We start from the raw sequence: 18,158 nt of genomic DNA on the forward strand, positions 1-18,158 counted from the left end.
GCGACGAGGGGAGAGGTGGACCGCCTGTGCGGATCGAATGTTGTTCGAGCCCACCATGTTGCTCAGCTCCGGATGTCCATCGCGCTGCGCAGGCCGTCGCTCAAGAGATTGAAGCAAATCGAGACCGCGAAGATCATCACACCGGGCAAAGCCGCAACCCACGGATTGACGTAGATCGCGGTGCGCAGCGTATTCAGCATCAGCCCCCATTCCGGCTCCGGCGGCTTGGTGCCGAGTCCGAGGAAAGAGAGACCGGCGGCGAGGATCATCGAGACCGAGATCAAGCCGGTGGCGTAGACGAAGATTGGTCCCAGCACATTGCCCAGCATGTGTGCGCGCATGATGGTGAAGGCGCCCGCGCCCGAGGCGCGCGCCGCCTCGACGAAATCGCGGTTGCGCACGCCGGTGGTGACGCTCTCGGCGACGCGCGTGATCTGCGGCACGAACACGATGGTCAGCGAGACGATCGAGTTGAGGATACCGGCGCCGAGCGCACCGGAGATCGCGATCGCGAGCAGCACCGAGGGAAAGGCGTAGAATACGTCGATGGTGCGCATGATCGCGGTGTTGACCCAGCCGCCGACATAGCCGGCGACGAGGCCGAGCATAGTGCCGATGCCAAAGGCGAAGATGACGGGCGAGATGCCGATCACCAGCGACAGCCGGCCGCCATAGATCAGTCGCGCCAGCATGTCGCGGCCCAGCTCGTCGGTGCCGAGCAGATAGCCCGGCGTGCCGATATGACGGAGCCGCCGGATCATCGAGCCCTGATAGGGGTCGGCGAGCCCGAGCCATGGCGCAAGCAGCGCCGAGACGAAGATCGCAAGCAGGATCGCGACGCAGACCATGCTGACCTTGTCTCGGGCGATGCGGCGGCCGACGGTCGCCCAATAACCGCGCGCCTTGGCGGCGGGGGCGGCCTGCAACGCGGCATCCTGCACAGCGCCGGAAGAGCTGATGCCCATCGCTAGCCCCGCTTGATGCGCGGATCGATCGCGGCCTGCGCGATGTCGACCAGGAGGTTGAGGATCACGAAGAACATCGCCAGCACCAGGATCGTGCCCTGCAGCAGCGGCAGGTCGCGCTGGAAGATCGCGGAGTTGAGCAATAGCCCCGAGCCGGGCCAGGAGAACACGGTCTCGATCAGGATCGAGCCGCCGAGCATGTAGCCGAGTTGCAGGCCCATGACTGCCAGCGCAGTCGGCGCGGCGTTCTTCAGCACGTGACGAAATACCTGGCGCTCACGCAGGCCCTTGGCGCGCAGTGCCTCGACGAAATCCTGGCTGAGAATATCGCCAGTGAGCGCGCGCACCGTGCGCGTGATGATGCCCATCGGGATCACCGAGGTCGTGATCGCCGGCAGCACCAGGAAGCGCAGATGCGCCCAGTCCCACGACCACGCCCCGGAGCCCGACGGTCCGGCGCCGACGGCGGGCAGCCAGTTCAGCTCGACCGAGAAGATGATGACCAGCACCATGCCGAGCCAGTAATGCGGCAGCGACACGCCCGCGATCGCGATTCCGGTCGCGACCTTGTCGACCCAGGTATCGCGGAAATAGCCGGCGATCAGGCCGAAGAACAGGCCGAGGGCGAAGCCGATGATTGCGGCTGCAATCGCAAGCGTCACGGTGTTGCTGACCGCGCGCATCACCTCGGCGAGCACCGGGCGACCGGTGGCGATGGAATTGCCGAGATCGCCATTGACCGCGCGCCACAGCCAGAGCCCGAACTGCACCGGCAGCGGACGGTCAAAGCCGTAGGCCGCGCGCAATTGCTGCGCGAGCTCCTGCGACGCATCGGCCGGCAGCACGGCCACCAGCGGATCGCCGGGCGTGATGTGGACGAGCATGAAACAGACCAGCGCGACCCCGAGAATAATCGGGATCGCATAGACGGTCCGCCTGGCAACGTAAGAGAGCACGTATCACCTGGTTTCTTCTCTTCTCCCTTTCGTCGGAGAAGGTGCTGATCTCCCCTCCCCCGCAAGGGGGGAGGGAGCGCAGCGGAGCAAGCAGCTAATCTCGGAGCCTTACGGCTCCACCGAGATCGGCGAGAAGTCGATGAACCAGCTCTTGGGCTGGATCACGCCCTTCACCTTCGGACTCATCGCGCGCGGGCCGACGTCGTGCGCCACGTAGAGGAAGGCGGCGTCATCGACCGAGGCCGCGTGCAGCTCGGCCAGCGCCTTGTCGCGCTCGGCCGGATCGAAGGTCTGCCGCGCCTTCTTCACCAGCTCATCGAACTTGGGATTGTTGATGTAGCCCCAATTGTTCGAGACCGGCGGCGCCATCGACGACTGCAGGAAGCGCACCAGCGCAAAGAACGGATCCATCGCCGCGTAGGTCACGTTGGTGGCGTTGGCGCCGTTGGCCGAGGGATCCTTGGCACCGCGCCGCCAATTGGTGAACAGCGTATTCCACTCGATGACGTCGAGCTTGACGTCGAAATAGCACTCGGCCAGCGCCTGCTGCAGATACTCGTTCATCGGCAGCGGCTGCATCTGGCCGGAGCCCGATGCCGAGGTCTGCACCTTCACCTCGAGATGCTTGTTCGGGCCGTAGCCGGCCTCCTGCATCAGCTTTTGCGCCGCTGCCTTGTCGTATTTGATCTCGAAGGTCACATTGCCGCGCCAAGGATGGCCGGGCTCGAAGGTGCCGGTCGCCGGCACCATCAGGCCGGCGAGCAGTCCGTCTTTCAGGCCTTCGCGGTCGACGCAGAGATTAGCGGCCTTGCGCACGCGAATGTCGTTCCAGGGCGAACCTTCGACGCGCGAGAACTGCCAGGGCCAGACGTGCGGCTGCTCATTGGCGTAGAGCTTGAAGCCGCGCTGCTTGATCTCAGGCAGCGCATCCGGCGCTGGGGCTTCGACCCAATCGACCTGCCCTGACAGCAGCGCCGCGGTGCGCGCGTTCGCCTCCGGCATCGGCAGCAGCACGAGCTTGTCAGTTTTCGGCACGCGCGCCTTGTCCCAGTAGTTGTCGTTCTTCGCGAGCTCCAGCCGTTCGCGTGGCGTGAACTTGACCATCTTCCACGGGCCGGTGCCCGAGGCGTCCTTCGAAAACGCATCCCAAGCAGCCTGCGACTTCGCCTTGGCGTCGGCGCCGCTTGCAGCGTCATAGAACTTCTGCCACTTGGCGGGGCTTGCCATGAACAGGTTGGTGAGATTGATCGGCAGGAAGCTGTCCGGCTCCTTGGTGATCAGCTCCACGGTCATGTCATCGATCTTGCGCGCCGACATCAAGGTCGGCATGCGCGAGGCGGTGACGCCGACCTGGCTCGGATCAAACTGCGGCGCGTCCTGCTTCAGCACCTTCTCGACGTTCCAGACCACCGCATCGGCATTGAACGGCGAACCGTCATGGAAGGTGACGCCGGGGCGCAGCTTGAAGATCCATTTGGTCTTGTCGTCGTCATTGACCTTCCATTCGGTGGCAAGGCCCGGAATCACCGCGCTCGGCTTCTCCGCCGACGACAGGTCCCACATCGTCAGACCGTCATACATGGTGACGCCGGTGAAGCGATTGCCTTCGAATCCCTGGTCCGGCTGGCCGAGCGTGCGCGGAATGTCGGCCGCGGTCATGCCGATGCGCAGCACGGATTCCGCACCCGCACGCGCCGGCAACATGACGACGGAGACCGTCGCCAACATCGCGGCCGCAAAGGCCGCTTGCCCATTCCAGGAATTCGCACAACGCAACAGCACGATCGCAGTCTCCAACTTGGCTGGCTAATTGTTGAGCAGCGGTATGCAACGGCTATGCCAAGGAGGACATTTTCGGGGCAGCTGCGGCGATTGATCACAACTGTTTGTATTCAAACGATCTTCACTCGGCCTTGGCATCCCGCTTGCAGCTTTGGACACGTCAAATTCGAGCGAATTTTCCGCGTCGCCTTCATCCGGATCGGAGCTTCCCGCATGCATCACCGTCTCTCGCTGCTTGCCGCCGCAGTGGCGGTCAGCCTGTCCGCGCTGTCAGCGCACGCCGAAACCGTGGTGCGCTACGGCATGTCGATGGCCGATATTCCCCTGACCACGGGCCAGCCCGACCGCGGCGCCGGCGCCTATCAGTTCACCGGCTATACGATCTACGATCCGCTGGTGGCCTGGGACATGAGCACGGCCGACAAGCCCGGCAAGCTGATCCCGGGGCTTGCGACCGAGTGGAAGGTCAATGATGCTGACAAGACCAAATGGCGCTTCACTTTGCGCAAGGGCGTCAAGTTCCACGACGGCAGCGACTTCAATGCCGACGCCGTAATCTGGAATCTGGACAAGGTGCTCAATGATAAGGCACCGCAGTTCGATAAGCGGCAGAGCGCCCAGGTGAAGACCCGCCTGCCTTCGGTCGCCAGTTACGCCAAGATCGACGACAATACGATCGAGATCACGACCAAGACCGTTGACTCCTTCTTCCCCTACCAGATGCTCTGGTTCCTGATTTCGAGCCCGGCCCAATATGAGAAGCTCGGCAAGGACTGGGACAAGTTCGCCAGCCAGCCGTCCGGTACCGGGCCCTTCAAGCTGACCAAGCTGGTGCCGCGCGAGCTCGCCGAACTCAGCAGGAACACCGACTACTGGAACAAGGATCGCATTCCGAAGGTCGACAAGCTGATACTGGTGCCGATGCCGGAGGCGCTGACCCGCACCAACGCGCTGCTGGCGGGCCAGGTCGATTTGATCGAGACGCCGGCGCCCGATGCCGTGCCGCAGCTCAAAGCCGCCGGCATGAAAATCGTCGACAACATCACGCCGCATGTCTGGAACTATCATCTGAGCGTGCTGCCCGGCTCGCCCTGGACCGACATCCGCTTGCGCAAGGCGCTCAATCTCGCGATCGATCGCGACGCGGTGGTCGGGCTGATGAACGGCCTCGCCAAGCCTGCGAAGGGCCAGGTCGATCCGTCGAGCCCGTGGTTCGGCAAGCCGACGTTCGACCTGAAATATGATCTGGCGGCCGCGAAGAAGCTGGTCGAGGAAGCCGGCTATTCGAAGGACAAGCCGCTGAAGACCACCTTCATCATCGCGCAAGGCGGCACCGGCCAGATGCTGTCGCTGCCGATGAACGAATTCCTGCAGCAGAGCTTCAAGGAGATCGGCATCGACATCGACTTCAAGGTCGTCGAGCTGGAAACGCTCTATACGCATTGGCGCAAGGGCGCAGCCGACGAAATGAACGCCGGCATCACCGCCAACAACATCGCCTATGTCACCTCCGATCCGCTCTATGCGATCGTGCGCTTCTTCGCTTCCGACCAGATCGCGCCTGTCGGCGTCAACTGGGGCGGCTACAAGAACCCCAAGGTCGACGCGCTGATCAACGAGGCCAAGCAGACCTTCGACCCCGCCAAGCAGGACGAGCTCATCGCACAGGCGCATGCGCTGGTCGTCGATGATGCCGCGTTGGTGTGGGTGGTGCATGACACCAACCCGCATGCGCTGTCGCCGAAGATCAAAAAGTTCGTGCAGGCGCAGCACTGGTTCCAGGACCTGACCACGATCGGGGTTGAGTGAGGCGACACCGTACCAAGGCTTCCCAAGGGCGCACCTTGTGCTACTGTCAAGCTGTCATCACCCGCGCAGGCGGGTGATCCAGTATCCGACGAAGCCGGGGAGCGAGGCTCTGCCAACAACATAAAGCAGCGATTACTGGATCCCCCGCCTTCGCGGGGTATGACGACGAGTGATGCAAGTGGGCCGCCCTTGCGCATCGGTAGATGCTGCAATCTCGTCGGGCCAACGAGACAAGCTATTTCGTCAGCAGCGCATAGGCGCCGTTCCAATCCTCGGGCGGCGGATTGGTCTGGTAGTTGCGGATGCGTGCTTCGTAGAGGTCGTAAAGCTTGGCGAGCTCCTGCCCCTGATCCGTCTTGCGCCCGCGCGCGATCGCGGCGAGCGCCTCCTCCCAGTCGCGACCGCGATAGGCCGCCAGCATCTCGATGGTGAGATTGCGCAGCCGCTGGAAGCGCTCGGAATACATCACGTCCTCGCGGCCGGCGATGGCATAGATCACCTCCGGCTCCTTCTTGCCCTTGACCATGATGAAGTCGAGCTCGAGGATCGCGAGCTGGTCCTTGACCGCGAGCGCGGTTGCTGAGCCGACGATGATTGGAAAGCCGTATTCCTTCGATTGCCCCTCGAGGCGCGACGCCAGATTGACGCTGTCGCCGAGCACCGAATAGTCGAAGCGCAGGTCCGAGCCGAGATTGCCGACCACGCAGATGCCGGTATTCAGGCCGACGCCGACCTTAAGCGGGATGTAGACGTGGCCGCCATGCTCCGCCTCGCTTTCGCGCTCCTTGTTCAGCGCATCGACTCGCTCCAGCATGTCGAGTGCGGCTTCGCAGGCGTTCAGCTGATGCGCGGCATCGTCGAGCGGGGCGTTCCAGAACGCCATGATGGCGTCGCCCATATATTTGTCGATGGTGCCCTTGCGTGCGATGATCGCGTTGGTGAGCGGCGTCAGAAAGCGGTTCATCAGCCGCGTCAATCCCTGCGGGTCCTGCTTGTAGCTCTCCGAGATCGTGGTGAAGCCGCGCACGTCGGAGAACATGATGGTCATTTCGCGCTCCTCGCCGCCGAGCACCAGCTTCTCCGGCGAATGCGCAAGCTGCTCCACCAGGGTCGGCGAGAGATACTGCCTGAACGCGGAGCGGATCTGGCGGCGCTGGCTCTGCTCGCGCACGAAGCTTGCGAAGATCAGGGTCAGATAGATCGCCGTGGTCGACAGCATTGGATAGGTGAAATCGACCAGCAGCCGGTACTGCATATAGCAATACCAGGAGATGCCGATCAGCACGGTTGCGAACACGCCGCCGACCACGACCAGCGTGACGGCCCCGAGCTGCGGCGCGAACGCGATCACGACCAGTCCCAACAGCATTGCGGCGGCCAGCTCCGTCGCCAGCCCCCAGTTCGGCTGCGACAGCACGGCGCCGGTCAGCGCCGTCTCGAGCACCTGGGCATGCACCTCGACGCCCGGCATCGCGGGCGAAACCGGCGTCGTCTTGATATCGTTGAGGCCGACGGCCGACGTTCCGACCAGCACCAGCTTGCCGGACACCTTGTCGAGCGGCACCTTGCCATCGAGCACGTCGGAAGCGGAGATGTAGATCGAGGGATCCTGCGCGGCGAAATGAACCCACAACTGACTGTTGGCGTCGGTCGGGATTTCCAGCCCCCGCAGGCGGATACTCTTGATGCCGGCCTCGTCCGCCTTCATCAGGATGGTGGGCGTTCCGGACACCACTCGCAGCATTTCGAGGCTGAGCGAGGGCATCATGACGCCCTGGGCGCGCAACACCATCGGCACGCGCCGAACGATGCCGTCACGCTCGGTCCGAATCGTAAACAGGCCGCGCCCGGCAGCCGTGGCTTCCAGGACCGGGACATTGCGAAGCAGGCCGGGAAACTCGAACAGGAACGGCTCCGCCTCGCCGCCGAGCGTCGCAAATCCGGTCACAGGCAGCGTCTTGTCCAGCTCCGTGGTGACGGTCGCCAATCCCGTCTCCCCCAGCACCACGTGCGCGCGGCGGATCGCATCCGCCAGGATCTGATCATTGCTCGGCAGCTCGCTCAATTTGCTGCGCGTCACCTCGTCCAGATAGCGCATCGTCTTGGCGACGAGCGCCGGATTGAGCCGGTCCGGCTCCGCAAACACGGCATCGAAGGCAATCACGGCCGCGCCGAGATTGGTCAAATTGATGATCATGTCGGCGATCTGGGTTCGCGACCACGGCCATTGACCGAGCTTCGCCAGGCTCTTCTCGTCGATGTCGACGATCACGACCGGCCGGATCGTCTTCACCCGCGGCTGAAGCAGCTGGAAATGGTCGAACGTCCGCAGGCGCAGCTCCTGCATCGGACCTGGATCCGCCAGACGCAAGGCGGCAAAGCCGATCAGCAGCACCAAGCAGAGCAGCCGCGCATAGCCGAACCTGCGCGCGAACCAGCGGGGCACTGCTTTCAATCGCCTCATGGGACCCCGCCGTCACGCCGCAAGGCGGCCGTCTGCTGATCAGCCTGACCTGTTATCCCCGAGCGCATCGCAGTTCGCAACGCCGGGCCGGCAATCCCGACGGGCCTGCCAGCCAGCACATTGTAGCGGATGTCAGACACACCACACTAGACGATGTGAAAATCGTTCTGATGCGCCTGCAGCTGCGCCAGGGTGACGCCCTTCAGCGTGATCGTCTCATTGGCTGCATCGGTGATGACCGTATCATGGCCCAGATTGGCGGCCTGGGCGCTGTTCAGGACAGCCTGGACGGAGTTGAACAGCGCGTGGTCGATCTGGATCGTATCCTTCTGGACATCGAAGTCGGCGATGGTCGCACTGTTGAAATGCGAATTGAACACGAAAGTATCGTTGCCGCCGTTGCCGAAGACCGTCACGCCGCCACCGACATTGTCGAAGCTGTCGTTCTGGGCCGTTCCGGCAACGACAGACGACCCGTTTCCGGTCACCGTCACGGTCAACGGCTGCTCGTCGAACGAGCCATGTCCGTCGCTGATCCTCGCCAGATAGGTTATCGTCAGCGTATCGCCGGGCTCGAGAAAATCGAGATCGGCGTTCGCCGGATGATAGCTCCAGTGCAGCACGTCGGCGCCGCCATCCGAGACGACACTGTCGAACGTCACGGCATCCGCCTTGACCAGGGAGTCGATGTTGGCCGTGGCCGGAAGATCGAACGACCCGTTATATTCGACGAAGCCCTTCCCGACCACCGAGGCTGACAACGTATCGCCGACATCACGGTCCAGCACCGTCAGGGTACCGGTCATGTTGCTCGCGAGCTTGACATGGGAGTCGTCGACCCAGCCGGCCGAGACGTTGTCGAGTTCGAACGCGTCGTGGGTGCTCGTCAGCACGACTTTGTTGAACGGCGCCAGATCCGAGAATTCGACATAGCCATTCGACGCGAATGAGCCTTGACCGCCATTGGCGAGCAGCGGCGCGACGGCGTCGCCGGAATACGACGCGACCAGCTTGGTGCCGTCGTAGAACGAGACGCTGTTGTAGCTATCGACCGAGCCCCAATACAGCCCGAAGCTGTTCATCGCGCTGTCGAAGCTGATCGTCTCCTGGGCGTGGCCGCCGATGCTGAGATAGTTCGTGTGGTCCTGGCCGTCACCCACAAAGGGCGCCGCCGAATCCGACGAGGAACCATGCACCACGCCGGCGTCGCCGGAGGCCGAGAACGAGGCATGCAACGCGTCGCTGTAGAAATTGCCGTGACCATGACCATTGTTCGAGGCCGATCCGGCAGAGACCTCGTCGAAGGTCTCGGTCGCCATGCCCTGGGCGCTCGTCACTCCGGCAGCGAGCACGGTCGGCGCTTTCGCGAGGATCACGGTCTGCACAGGCGGATTCGTTTCACCGACGATGACCGGCGTGTCCTCAGCCCCGGAGATGGTGACCGTCACCGGCACGTCGACCACGCCGCCATGCCGGTCGTCGATTTCGACCGTATAGGTGAGCTGCACCGAATGATCGATGCCGAGATAGTCGAAGATCTTGTCACTGGCCGTAAATGACCAGCCCTGCGAGCCCGTCGCGCCGTTCTGCGAATCTGTGAGGGGCCGGAGGAACAGCCAGCTTTTTACAACGTCAATGTCCGGCAGCCCGCTGCCGTCGCCGGAAACGGAGACGCCGGTCACTTTCACGAGATGCGTGTCGGTGACATCAGCATCGGTAAAGGTGATGGTGCCTCCGGCGGTATCCAACTGATTTGAGCCGGAGGTACCGGCGCGCTCGGGGATGGCACCGAGCTGGGCCTCGCTTGTGACAACAGGCGTGTCGTTGCTGCCGTTGATCGTGACGGTGACGGTCGTGGCAGCTTGACCGCCCTTGCCGTCGTCGACCGTGACTTTCGATGTCACGGTGAGGGTCTGGCCGGCGCCGAGGAAATCCAGCGCGCCGTCGGCGATCGAATAGGTCCAGTCGACGGCACCGTTGTTCGTGTTGCCGGGCTCGGCCGCGAGCGCCAGCGCATGCTTCAATGCGTCGATTTCGCCTGATGTCAGCGATGCGGAGATGTCGCAGCCATCTGCGGCAGTCCAGGTAACGGTTTGCTCGGCAATGCTCGCACTCGGCCGGTCGGTCAGGTCGATATCGGTGAAGTGAATCGTGCCACTCGCACTGTCGGCCACGGACGATCCGGTGGTGGAATGCTGTTCCGTCAGTTCGCCGTTCTGCGCGGCATCGGCAATAACAGGCGCATCGTCGGTCGCCTTCAGCGTGATCAACGTGCCACCGCTGCCGTCATTGGAGGCCGCGAATGCGGCGTTGCTGTAGTCAGCCCCGCTCAGCGTCAGGCTCACCGAGTGGCCGTCGCTGTCGCTGACCGTCAAGACGCCTGTGGCGGCATCATAGGACGCTGTGGGGTTATCGTTGAACTTGATGGCCGACAGGTCGAGCTTGTCTGAGACGTCGAGGCCCTCGATCTTGCCGTTGAAGCTTGCGGCGTCGAGCACGAACTCGCCGCCCTGACCGGCGAAATCGATCGTCTGCGCATATGAGCTGTTCAGCTCCAACCGGGCCCCGGCATCAACGATGATCGTGCCGCTGCCGGACATCGATCCGGTCAAGTCGAGCGTACCGCTCGTGATCTCAATGATCCCATCGTTGATAATGCTGCTGCTGACGATGCTGAAGCCGCTCGCTTCGATCGTGCCCCACACATGGAACGTTCCGTCGCCGGTCACATCGGTGCCGACGAGGTCCAGTATGGCTCCGTGGTCGACCGTGAAGACGCCGGAATTTTCAACGTGAACACCCGACAGGATTGCGCCAAGCCCTGCGACTTCGAGCGTCCCCACGACACCGATGGTCAGCAGACCGCCCGTGATGGTGGTCTGGCCATCGAGGGTCAGATGCGACGGCACCGGGGCCTCGCCCTCATCATCGACGACGATGACACCGGTGGCGCCATTATCCACGTTGACGTTGTCGAATGCCGTTTCGGCATTGGTTTCGACGTGGATCGTGCCCGCGTTGGCGAGAGCTCCGCCGGAAATGGTGCTGTTCTCCAACACCAATAGCGCGCCCTGACCGACTGTGACGGCTCCCCCATTGTCAACGGAGACACCGGACAAGGTTGCGCCATCAGCGGTTGCGATCGCGATCGAGTCGGTTTGGCCGATGGTGAGATGCGCGTCCGCAATGGATGCGCCGTCCTGGATGGTCAAAACAACCGGCAAAGAGCTTTCGCCGCCGCCATCTTGAGGCGCGGTCAGTTCGCCAACGCTCAAGTAACCGCCAGCCACCGCGCTGCCGTCGATGGTGCTGTTACCGACGACGTCGATGACGCCGGCATTGTGCACGGCGCCGCCGGCAATGCTGGTCTCCGACAGCGCCAGAACACCGGCAAGCGCGATGGTGAGGGTTGCCCCCACGGTATTGGTGATGATCTCGTTTTCGAGCGTGTTGCCAGCGCCCGAGACCGTAACAGTGCCGGAGTTAACCAGCGAACCACCGATCAGGGCGGCGTAGCCCGTGAGCGCGACCGTTCCATCATTCGTCAGCGTGCCGCCGGCGATCCCGGCATGATCCAGCGTGAGATCAGCCGATCCCGCGACGGCGATCGTCCCGTCGTAGTTCTCCCACGCCGTGCCCTGGTCGAGCGTCAGCTTGCCACCGGTCAGGATGTCTAGCGTGCCGCTGCTCATGACGGCTTCGCGATGCAAGGCATTGCCGTTGCCGGAGACAATGATCGCGCCGGAGCTGTCCAGGGTGCCGTCCGACAGCGCCGCACCGCCCTGCAGCGCGAGCACCCCGTCAGCTGGCTGATTCGAGGACGTGACCTCGAGGTTGCGAACGGGCTCGCCCCCTTCGACGATGACGGTGCCGCCGGCAATGCTGCCGCCATCGAGCGCAAGCGTCGCGCCGAGATCGACCTGGATCGCTCCCGCGGCATCATCATTCGCGTTCACGAGATCGCCGAGAATATTCAGCGTGCCGGAGACCAGCTCAATCGTGCCGGTGTTGGTGACGCTCGCGTATGCACCGAATTCGCCGCCCGCGTGGAGCAGCAGAGTGCCGGAATTGTCCAGTTCGCTGTGGTCGAGGAATTCGGCCTGGCCGCCGACGCTGATCGTGGCTCCCAGCGAATTGTACACGCGCGCATCGGCCTTGACGGTCAGCGCCCCGCCGATCGTGAGCGTGCTCAGATTGTCGAGCTCCGGAGTCTTGCCCCCGCCGAAATCGTTCATGGTCACCGACTTGGCGAACGCCGCCTTGTCGATGGTCACCGGGAAAGCCGGATTGAGGCCGCGCAACTGATCGGTGACGATCCAAACGTCGTCGTTCGCGGTGGGTGCGTTGCCGGTCTCCCAATTCGCACCATCGCGCCAGAGCAGAGGCGGAGCGTCCGTACTCTCCCCATCGGTCCCGCTCGTCGTTGCGATCCAGACCACGGCGGGCGCATCGGTGCCGGTGATCGTCACCGTCACGGTCTGTTGCGTGGCCGCGCCCTGCGAGTCCGTGACCGTGACCGTGTAGGTCAGCGTCACCGCCTGCCCGGCTGGAATGAAATCGGCGGCATAGGCTGGCAGATCGGCCAGCGTCCATTTGACCGTACCAGTTCCGGTCCCGGTGCTATCCGTCGCAATCGACGCGGTGAGCGCCTTGTTGAACAGCTCCCACAATGTCTGCGGAATATTGCTCTGTTGCGGCGACGTAAGGGCGACGGAAACGGTGTGGGTGTCGGTGAGATCGACGTCCGCAAAGCTGAGCGTCCCCGAGGTGTGGTCGGTCGATGTCAGCGCTCCGCCGACCACGCTGGTGCCGCCGGAAAAGGTGATGGTCTGCGCACTGGTGGTAATAACGGGTTTGTCGTTGGTACCGATCACCGTGATGGTGATGGGGATCTCGGTAAATTCGTTGCTGGGCGCGAAGTTATTGTCGACGCGAACGATGTAGGTGAGCGTCAGCGTCTCGCCGGCGGCGAGAAAATCGAACGCATTGTCAGCAATGCTGTAGGTCCAGGTCGCGGTCCCGAAGTTCTTGTGGTTGGGATCCTGCACGACCGTGATGCCGATCTCGCTGGCCGTGATGTCCTGAAGCTGCAGCGCATTCAGTGAAAGATTGGCATGCTGTGCGTTCTGGTAGCTGAAGGACTTGAAGCTGACCGATGCGGAGGGCTGGTCGCCGGGGTTGGCATCGGCGTAGTTGACCGCGCCCTTGACGGTGTCGAGATCGGCGGTGTCGGCCGTCTTCCCAACGCGCTCGGTCAGCGCAAAGGCCGTGGACGGCTTGCCCGTATCGTCGAGCACCACAGCATTCGGCTTGCCGGGCATGTGGCCCGACGGATTGAAAGAGATATCCGTGGTCGACGTGCTGGTGGAATTGGTGACAACAAAGGTCGGGATCGCCGTTGTCCCGTCCGCCAGCTTGATCGGGTTAAACGTATCCGGGACGCCGATATCGGTGAAGTGCGTGCTCGACTTCGGATTCGAGTTGTCGGTGAATTTCAGCGAGAAGACGTCGGTGATGAGCTTCTGGATATCCGGTGGCAACGCGGAATCGGTCTGCGTGACGATGCCGTTGCTGATGTTGATCTGGTGTCCGGCCTGATTGACGACGGCGATGGGCTGCAGCGTGACCTTGTCGAACAGCACGTAGGATCCGGTGGTGCCATCCGGCTCGACCAGCACCTGGAACTTGGCGTCGGGCGTCGCGCCCTGGCCGGGAACGGTGAAGTCGATCTGGACCAGAACGGCTGTGCCGCGAATGCCCATGGTCGCGACCGGCGTATCGACCTTCATGTCGCCGTGCTTCGCCGTGGCGCCCGCAACGAAGGAGATGGTTCCTGCGACCAGGCTGATCAGCGAGGAATTGTTCGACCCGTTGGGGTCGTAGACCATCTCGTTGAGCACCATCCGCGCGTTCGAGGCGAGGCCGAACACGGTGCCGTCGATGAAGGTGATGCCGAGCGTGGAATCGGAACCTGACTGGACGATGTCGCCTTTTTCGACGTTGTCGCCCTGATGCAGGATGATGGAGACGCCGTTGCGGATGGCTGTCGCTGTGCCCTGCAATTTGGTGACGTGGCCGATCACTTGGCCTGCAGCGGGCGCCCCGCCGGCCTGGCTCACCTGAACTGCCCCCGTCAGGGTGCTGACGAGATCACCGCTGAGATGCGCGCCGTCCGGCGACGCCAAGGCAGCCCGCTTTTCGCCCCTGAAATAATCGTGCAGGACGAGTTCCCGTCCATCGCCGGACAGGATCAGGTCGGCCCCGGAGCGCTTGAACTCTGCATTGAACAGGAAATGAGCGTCAGGAACGACGATGGCGTCGGACGGGGCATGCGCCGGCGGTGCTGAGAAGCGCGCGATCCCTCGGGCATGCGCACCCGAGCCATCGGGAAAAAGCGTGGCGTCAAAACTGCCAGCGGTCACGGGCTCACCAAAAAATGGTTAACAATTACGTTACAATTAGGGATCAAAGCTGCATATCATCCGCCTCTACGCGGCGGAACCACCTTCAGCTTGTGTCGCGCCGGCCCGACAACGCGATCCTTTGCAGTCTTTGCTTCTAGCGATGTAACTTTGCCCACTATTCCCGCCCCCGCTGCAGCTCGCGCCTAGTATTTATAAGTAGAGATCGACGAATATTCTTATATCGCCAGCATTGGCGAGACTCAGAATACTTGCGGCGATGCGCACCTGCCCAAATCGGCGTTCCTATGCACTATTTTCTGCAGAAAGACTGTGAGGTGGCTAACAGAATTAACAAATTGTATCGAATTAGCCATATCGGAAGAAGGCAGCGTCGGCGCAACCTCCAGGAGAATTGTGCACAGCGCGCGCCGGATGAGGCGCCGATCGGACTTCTCCTCCGTCAACTTGTCTGCCTGGTCGCAACGGTAAATTTAGCCTGATCGCAGCTTCCGTCCTGCAACGGCAGGCCTTTAAGCAGACCCAAAGTCGTCGCCATCATCATCGCCCCCTGAAATGGGTCGGTCGGGTCGCGCGCAGCCGAGTGCGCGCCAAGGCCGAACAGGGGTGTCGGATGACTATTCTAGGTCGCGCCCGCGCGCCGGTGGCAGCGTTCGTAACCATGTTGGTATGGGCCTTTGGGACGGCGAACCTGTTTGCCGGCCCGATTGGACAACCGGTCGGACTCGCGGAAGCTGCCGATTTCGGTTTCGAGCCTTTCGGCCTCGGAAAGGCGGACATCTCCGCCGGCCCGCTGCAGGACAAATGGCTGAAGCTCGTGCACCAGCTTGCGGACGACCAGGTGCAACTCGCGCTGTGCGATGGCGACCGCGAGCACTGCGTCTCACCTGCCGCGCTACGCTTCCTTGCGATTGTCGATCAGGGCCGGACCCGCGATGGACGCGCCCGCCTCGGCGAGATCAACCGGGCCATCAATCTCGCCATCAAGCCGGTGAGCGACCTGGCTGAATATGGCGAAGAGGACGTCTGGAATTCCCCGATCGAGACGTTCGCTCGGGGTGCAGGCGATTGCGAGGACTATGCGATCGCCAAATATGTCGCCTTACGCCTGGCAGGGATCGATTCGGATGACCTGCGGATCGTGATCATGCGGGACACGCTCAGGGGCGAAGATCATGCGGTCGCCGCCGCACGACTGGATGGCCATTGGCTGATGCTCGACAACCAGCGCATGGCGATGGTCGAGGACACGGATGCCAGGAATGTCCGCCCGCTGTTCGTGATCGACGAGGGCGGCATCGCGAAATACACTGACGTGCCGATGCTCGCGCAGGCCCAATTGCCCGATACCGCCGCGCCGGCATTGCTGCCCGATACTCTGGCCGCATGGGACTAGCCGGCATGTTCCCGCGCGAGCTGGAATGCCGGCCTTCTCGCCGCCTGAGTTCGACGCGAGAATGCAACTGAACGGGATCGCCTTGCCATCATGATACCGGAAGCTGCTGCCCTCGCCGTGCGAGGATTGACCAAACGTTTTGACCGCCCGGCGGTGGACGGGCTCGATCTCGTGATACGAGCCGGCGAGTTCTATGCGCTCGTTGGTCCCAACGGGGCCGGCAAGACCACCACGTTGCGCATGGTCGCCGGCCTGTTGCGTCCCGATGCCGGCGCGGTCGAGATCTTCGGCATCGACGCGCTTCGTGATCCCATCGCGGCCAAGCAGATCATGGCGTGGGTCTCGGACGAGCCGATGATCTACGACAAGCTCACGCCGCTCGAATATCTCGAATTCGTCGCCGGACTCTGGGGCATCGATCCCGCGAGCTCGGGGCGGACGGCGCACGAGCTGTTAGTCTCGCTCGGCCTGGAGCGCCACCTGCACGAACGCTGCGAAGGCTTCTCCAAGGGCATGCGCCAGAAGGTGGCGTTGGCCGGGGCGCTGGTCCATGATCCGCGCCTGATCATCCTCGACGAGCCGCTCACCGGACTTGACGCGGTATCCGCGCGCCATGTGAAGGGGCTGTTGGCCGAGCGTGTCCGCCAGGGCGGCACCGTGATCATGACCACGCATATTCTCGAAGTCGCCGAACGGATGGCCGACCGAATCGGCGTGATCGCGGCCGGGCGCCTGGTTGCCGAAGGCACGCTCACCGAGTTGCGCCAGCAGAACGGCCATACAGATACCAGTCTCGAGGAGCTGTTCATCGCGCTGGTCGATGTCGAGGCCGCCGCATGACGCGGGCGGCGACGCTCGCCTGGTTCGCCCGCCATGAGCTGCGGCTGGCCTGGCGCGAATGGCTCGCCATGATCACGGCCGGTCGCAGCCGGCGCACGCGCGCGGCCATCATCGCGCTCCTGATCTTCGGTGTCATCCTGCACGTACCGGCCTGGGCCGTGATCGGCCGCTACGCCGATCTGCGGCCACCGCTGGACAAGACCGCGCTGATCGTGATCACGGCCACGCTCCTGCTCTCCTGGGCCTTGATGCTGTCGCAGGCGATCGAGTCCGTCACCCGCGTGTTCTATGCGCGCGCGGATCTCGATCTCATCATGTCCTCGCCAATTCGCCTGCCCGAGATCTTTTCGGTGCGGATCGCTGCGATCGCGCTGTCCGTGACCGGGATGGCGCTGCTGCTGGCGACCCCATTCGTCGATGTGCTGCTGATCGAGGGCGGCGTGCGCTGGCTTTCGGCCTTCGTCGTCGTGGCGGCCGTCGGCCTCTCGGCCGCTGCCCTTGCGATTGCGATCACGATCCTGCTGTTCCGATTGATCGGGCCGGCGCGCACCCGGCTGGTGGCGCAGATCCTGGCCGCCGTGATAGGCGCGGGCTTCGTGATCCTGCTGCAGATCGCCGCAATCATCTCTTACGGCACCCTGTCCCGCTTTGCGATCCTCACCTCCAATACTGCAGCCGCGATCGCGCCGGATCCCGCCAGCATCGTCTGGCTGCCGGCCCGCGCCGTCGTCGGCGATGGCGAGGCGCTGCTCGCGCTGCTCGCCGCGAGCCTGCTGCTGCTCGGCATCGTGATGGCGATCTTCTCGCCGCGTTTTGCCGACACCGCCATCAGTGCCGCCGCCCAGGGCGTCTCCAGCCGGGCCGGCGCACGGGTCAAGGCGTTTCGTGGCGGCTCGCGCCAGCAGGCGCTGCGCCGCAAGGAGTTCATGCTGCTCAAGCGCGATCCCTGGCTGGTCTCGCAGACGCTGATGCAGCTGCTCTATCTGGTGCCGCCGGCGTTGTTGCTATGGCGCAGCTATTCCGATAGCTCGACCGCGATCGTTCTGATCACGCCTGTCATCGTGATGGCTGCCGGCCAACTTGCTGGCGGCCTCGCCTGGCTGACCATCTCGGGCGAGGACGCGCCGGAACTGGTGGCGACCGCGCCGTTGTCCGGGACGCGCGTCGTCCGGGCCAAGATCGAGGTGGTGCTGATTTCGATCGGCGTCATCTTTGCGCCGCTGCTTGCAGCGCTCGCCTGGATCGCGCCCTGGCAGGCCAGCGTCACGGCGTGCGGCGTCTTCATCGGGACCATCTCTTCGACCGCGATCCAGTTCTGGTTCCGAGTCCAGGCGCGCCGCAGCCAGTTCCGGCGCCGTCAGACCTCGTCGCGCCTGGCCACCTTCGCCGAGGCGTTCTCCTCAATCGGCTGGGCCGCGACTGCTGCGCTGACGCTCATCGTTCCTACAGCCGCGCTGATCTGCGGCGCGCTCACCGCAGGGTTGCTGGCGGCAACATGGAAGCTCAGCCCGAAGCGGGAGTGAG

Annotated in this window: 9 protein-coding genes; 4 read left to right on the forward strand and 5 right to left on the reverse strand. The window is 63.4% G+C overall.

Features of this window, described 5'->3' with window-relative positions; translation table 11 throughout:
* Positions 1-62: 62 nt before the first annotated feature.
* From BRAS3843_RS07330 to BRAS3843_RS07340, 3 genes are all read right to left on the reverse strand, one after another.
* Positions 63-965 carry an ABC transporter permease gene (locus BRAS3843_RS07330; RefSeq protein ID WP_008968158.1) on the reverse strand — a complete coding sequence of 301 codons (903 nt, stop codon included), beginning with the start codon at positions 963-965 and terminating at the stop codon, positions 63-65.
* Positions 966-967: 2 nt separating this feature from the next.
* Positions 968-1,921 carry an ABC transporter permease gene (locus tag BRAS3843_RS07335; protein ID WP_008968159.1) on the reverse strand — a complete coding sequence of 318 codons (954 nt, stop codon included), beginning with the start codon at positions 1,919-1,921 and terminating at the stop codon, positions 968-970.
* Positions 1,922-2,029: 108 nt separating this feature from the next.
* A complete protein-coding gene (locus BRAS3843_RS07340) occupies positions 2,030-3,649 on the reverse strand; it encodes an ABC transporter substrate-binding protein (protein WP_244425154.1) in 1,620 nt (539 codons plus the stop codon).
* Positions 3,650-3,916: 267 nt separating this feature from the next.
* On the opposite strand from BRAS3843_RS07340, the gene BRAS3843_RS07345 reads away from it, so the two are divergent.
* On the forward strand, positions 3,917-5,512 hold the full coding sequence (locus BRAS3843_RS07345) for an ABC transporter substrate-binding protein (RefSeq protein ID WP_008968161.1): 1,596 nt from the start codon (positions 3,917-3,919) through the stop codon (positions 5,510-5,512).
* Between the two features lie 235 nt (positions 5,513-5,747).
* Here BRAS3843_RS07345 and BRAS3843_RS07350 read toward each other — a convergent pair whose 3' ends face one another.
* Both BRAS3843_RS07350 and BRAS3843_RS07355 read right to left on the reverse strand, forming a co-directional pair.
* Positions 5,748-7,976, reverse strand: coding sequence for an adenylate/guanylate cyclase domain-containing protein (locus tag BRAS3843_RS07350; RefSeq protein WP_008968162.1), 2,229 nt, complete (start codon positions 7,974-7,976; stop codon positions 5,748-5,750).
* A gap of 146 nt (positions 7,977-8,122) precedes the next feature.
* Entirely contained in the window at positions 8,123-14,398 is a 6,276-nt protein-coding gene (locus tag BRAS3843_RS07355) for a VCBS domain-containing protein (protein WP_008968163.1), read from the reverse strand.
* Between the two features lie 613 nt (positions 14,399-15,011).
* Here BRAS3843_RS07355 and BRAS3843_RS07360 point away from each other — a divergent pair.
* From BRAS3843_RS07360 to BRAS3843_RS07370, 3 genes are all read left to right on the forward strand, one after another.
* Positions 15,012-15,794, forward strand: a complete 783-nt coding sequence (locus BRAS3843_RS07360; RefSeq protein ID WP_008968165.1) for a transglutaminase-like cysteine peptidase — start codon at positions 15,012-15,014, stop codon at positions 15,792-15,794.
* A gap of 90 nt (positions 15,795-15,884) precedes the next feature.
* The gene (locus BRAS3843_RS07365; RefSeq protein ID WP_008968166.1) at positions 15,885-16,634 is read left to right on the forward strand and encodes an ABC transporter ATP-binding protein; all 750 of its coding nucleotides are present in this window, start codon (positions 15,885-15,887) and stop codon (positions 16,632-16,634) included.
* Positions 16,631-18,157, forward strand: a complete 1,527-nt coding sequence (locus tag BRAS3843_RS07370; protein WP_008968167.1) for a hypothetical protein — start codon at positions 16,631-16,633, stop codon at positions 18,155-18,157. The genes BRAS3843_RS07365 and BRAS3843_RS07370 overlap by 4 nt, the downstream gene beginning before the upstream one ends.
* Position 18,158 lies beyond the last annotated feature (1 nt).

This window comes from Bradyrhizobium sp. STM 3843 (assembly GCF_000239815.1).
GTDB lineage: Bacteria > Pseudomonadota > Alphaproteobacteria > Rhizobiales > Xanthobacteraceae > Bradyrhizobium.

Excerpts from the sequence above, each read along its gene's own strand:
- BRAS3843_RS07330 (WP_008968158.1), bottom strand. The coding sequence starts at position 965 with ATGGGCATCAGCTCTTCCGGCGCTGTGCAGGATGCCGCGTTGCAGGCC.
- BRAS3843_RS07340 (WP_244425154.1), bottom strand. The coding sequence starts at position 3,649 with ATGTTGGCGACGGTCTCCGTCGTCATGTTGCCGGCGCGTGCGGGTGCG.
- BRAS3843_RS07345 (WP_008968161.1), top strand. The coding sequence starts at position 3,917 with ATGCATCACCGTCTCTCGCTGCTTGCCGCCGCAGTGGCGGTCAGCCTG.
- BRAS3843_RS07350 (WP_008968162.1), bottom strand. The coding sequence starts at position 7,976 with ATGAGGCGATTGAAAGCAGTGCCCCGCTGGTTCGCGCGCAGGTTCGGC.
- BRAS3843_RS07360 (WP_008968165.1), top strand. The coding sequence starts at position 15,012 with ATGACTATTCTAGGTCGCGCCCGCGCGCCGGTGGCAGCGTTCGTAACC.
- BRAS3843_RS07365 (WP_008968166.1), top strand. The coding sequence starts at position 15,885 with ATGATACCGGAAGCTGCTGCCCTCGCCGTGCGAGGATTGACCAAACGT.
- BRAS3843_RS07370 (WP_008968167.1), top strand. The coding sequence starts at position 16,631 with ATGACGCGGGCGGCGACGCTCGCCTGGTTCGCCCGCCATGAGCTGCGG.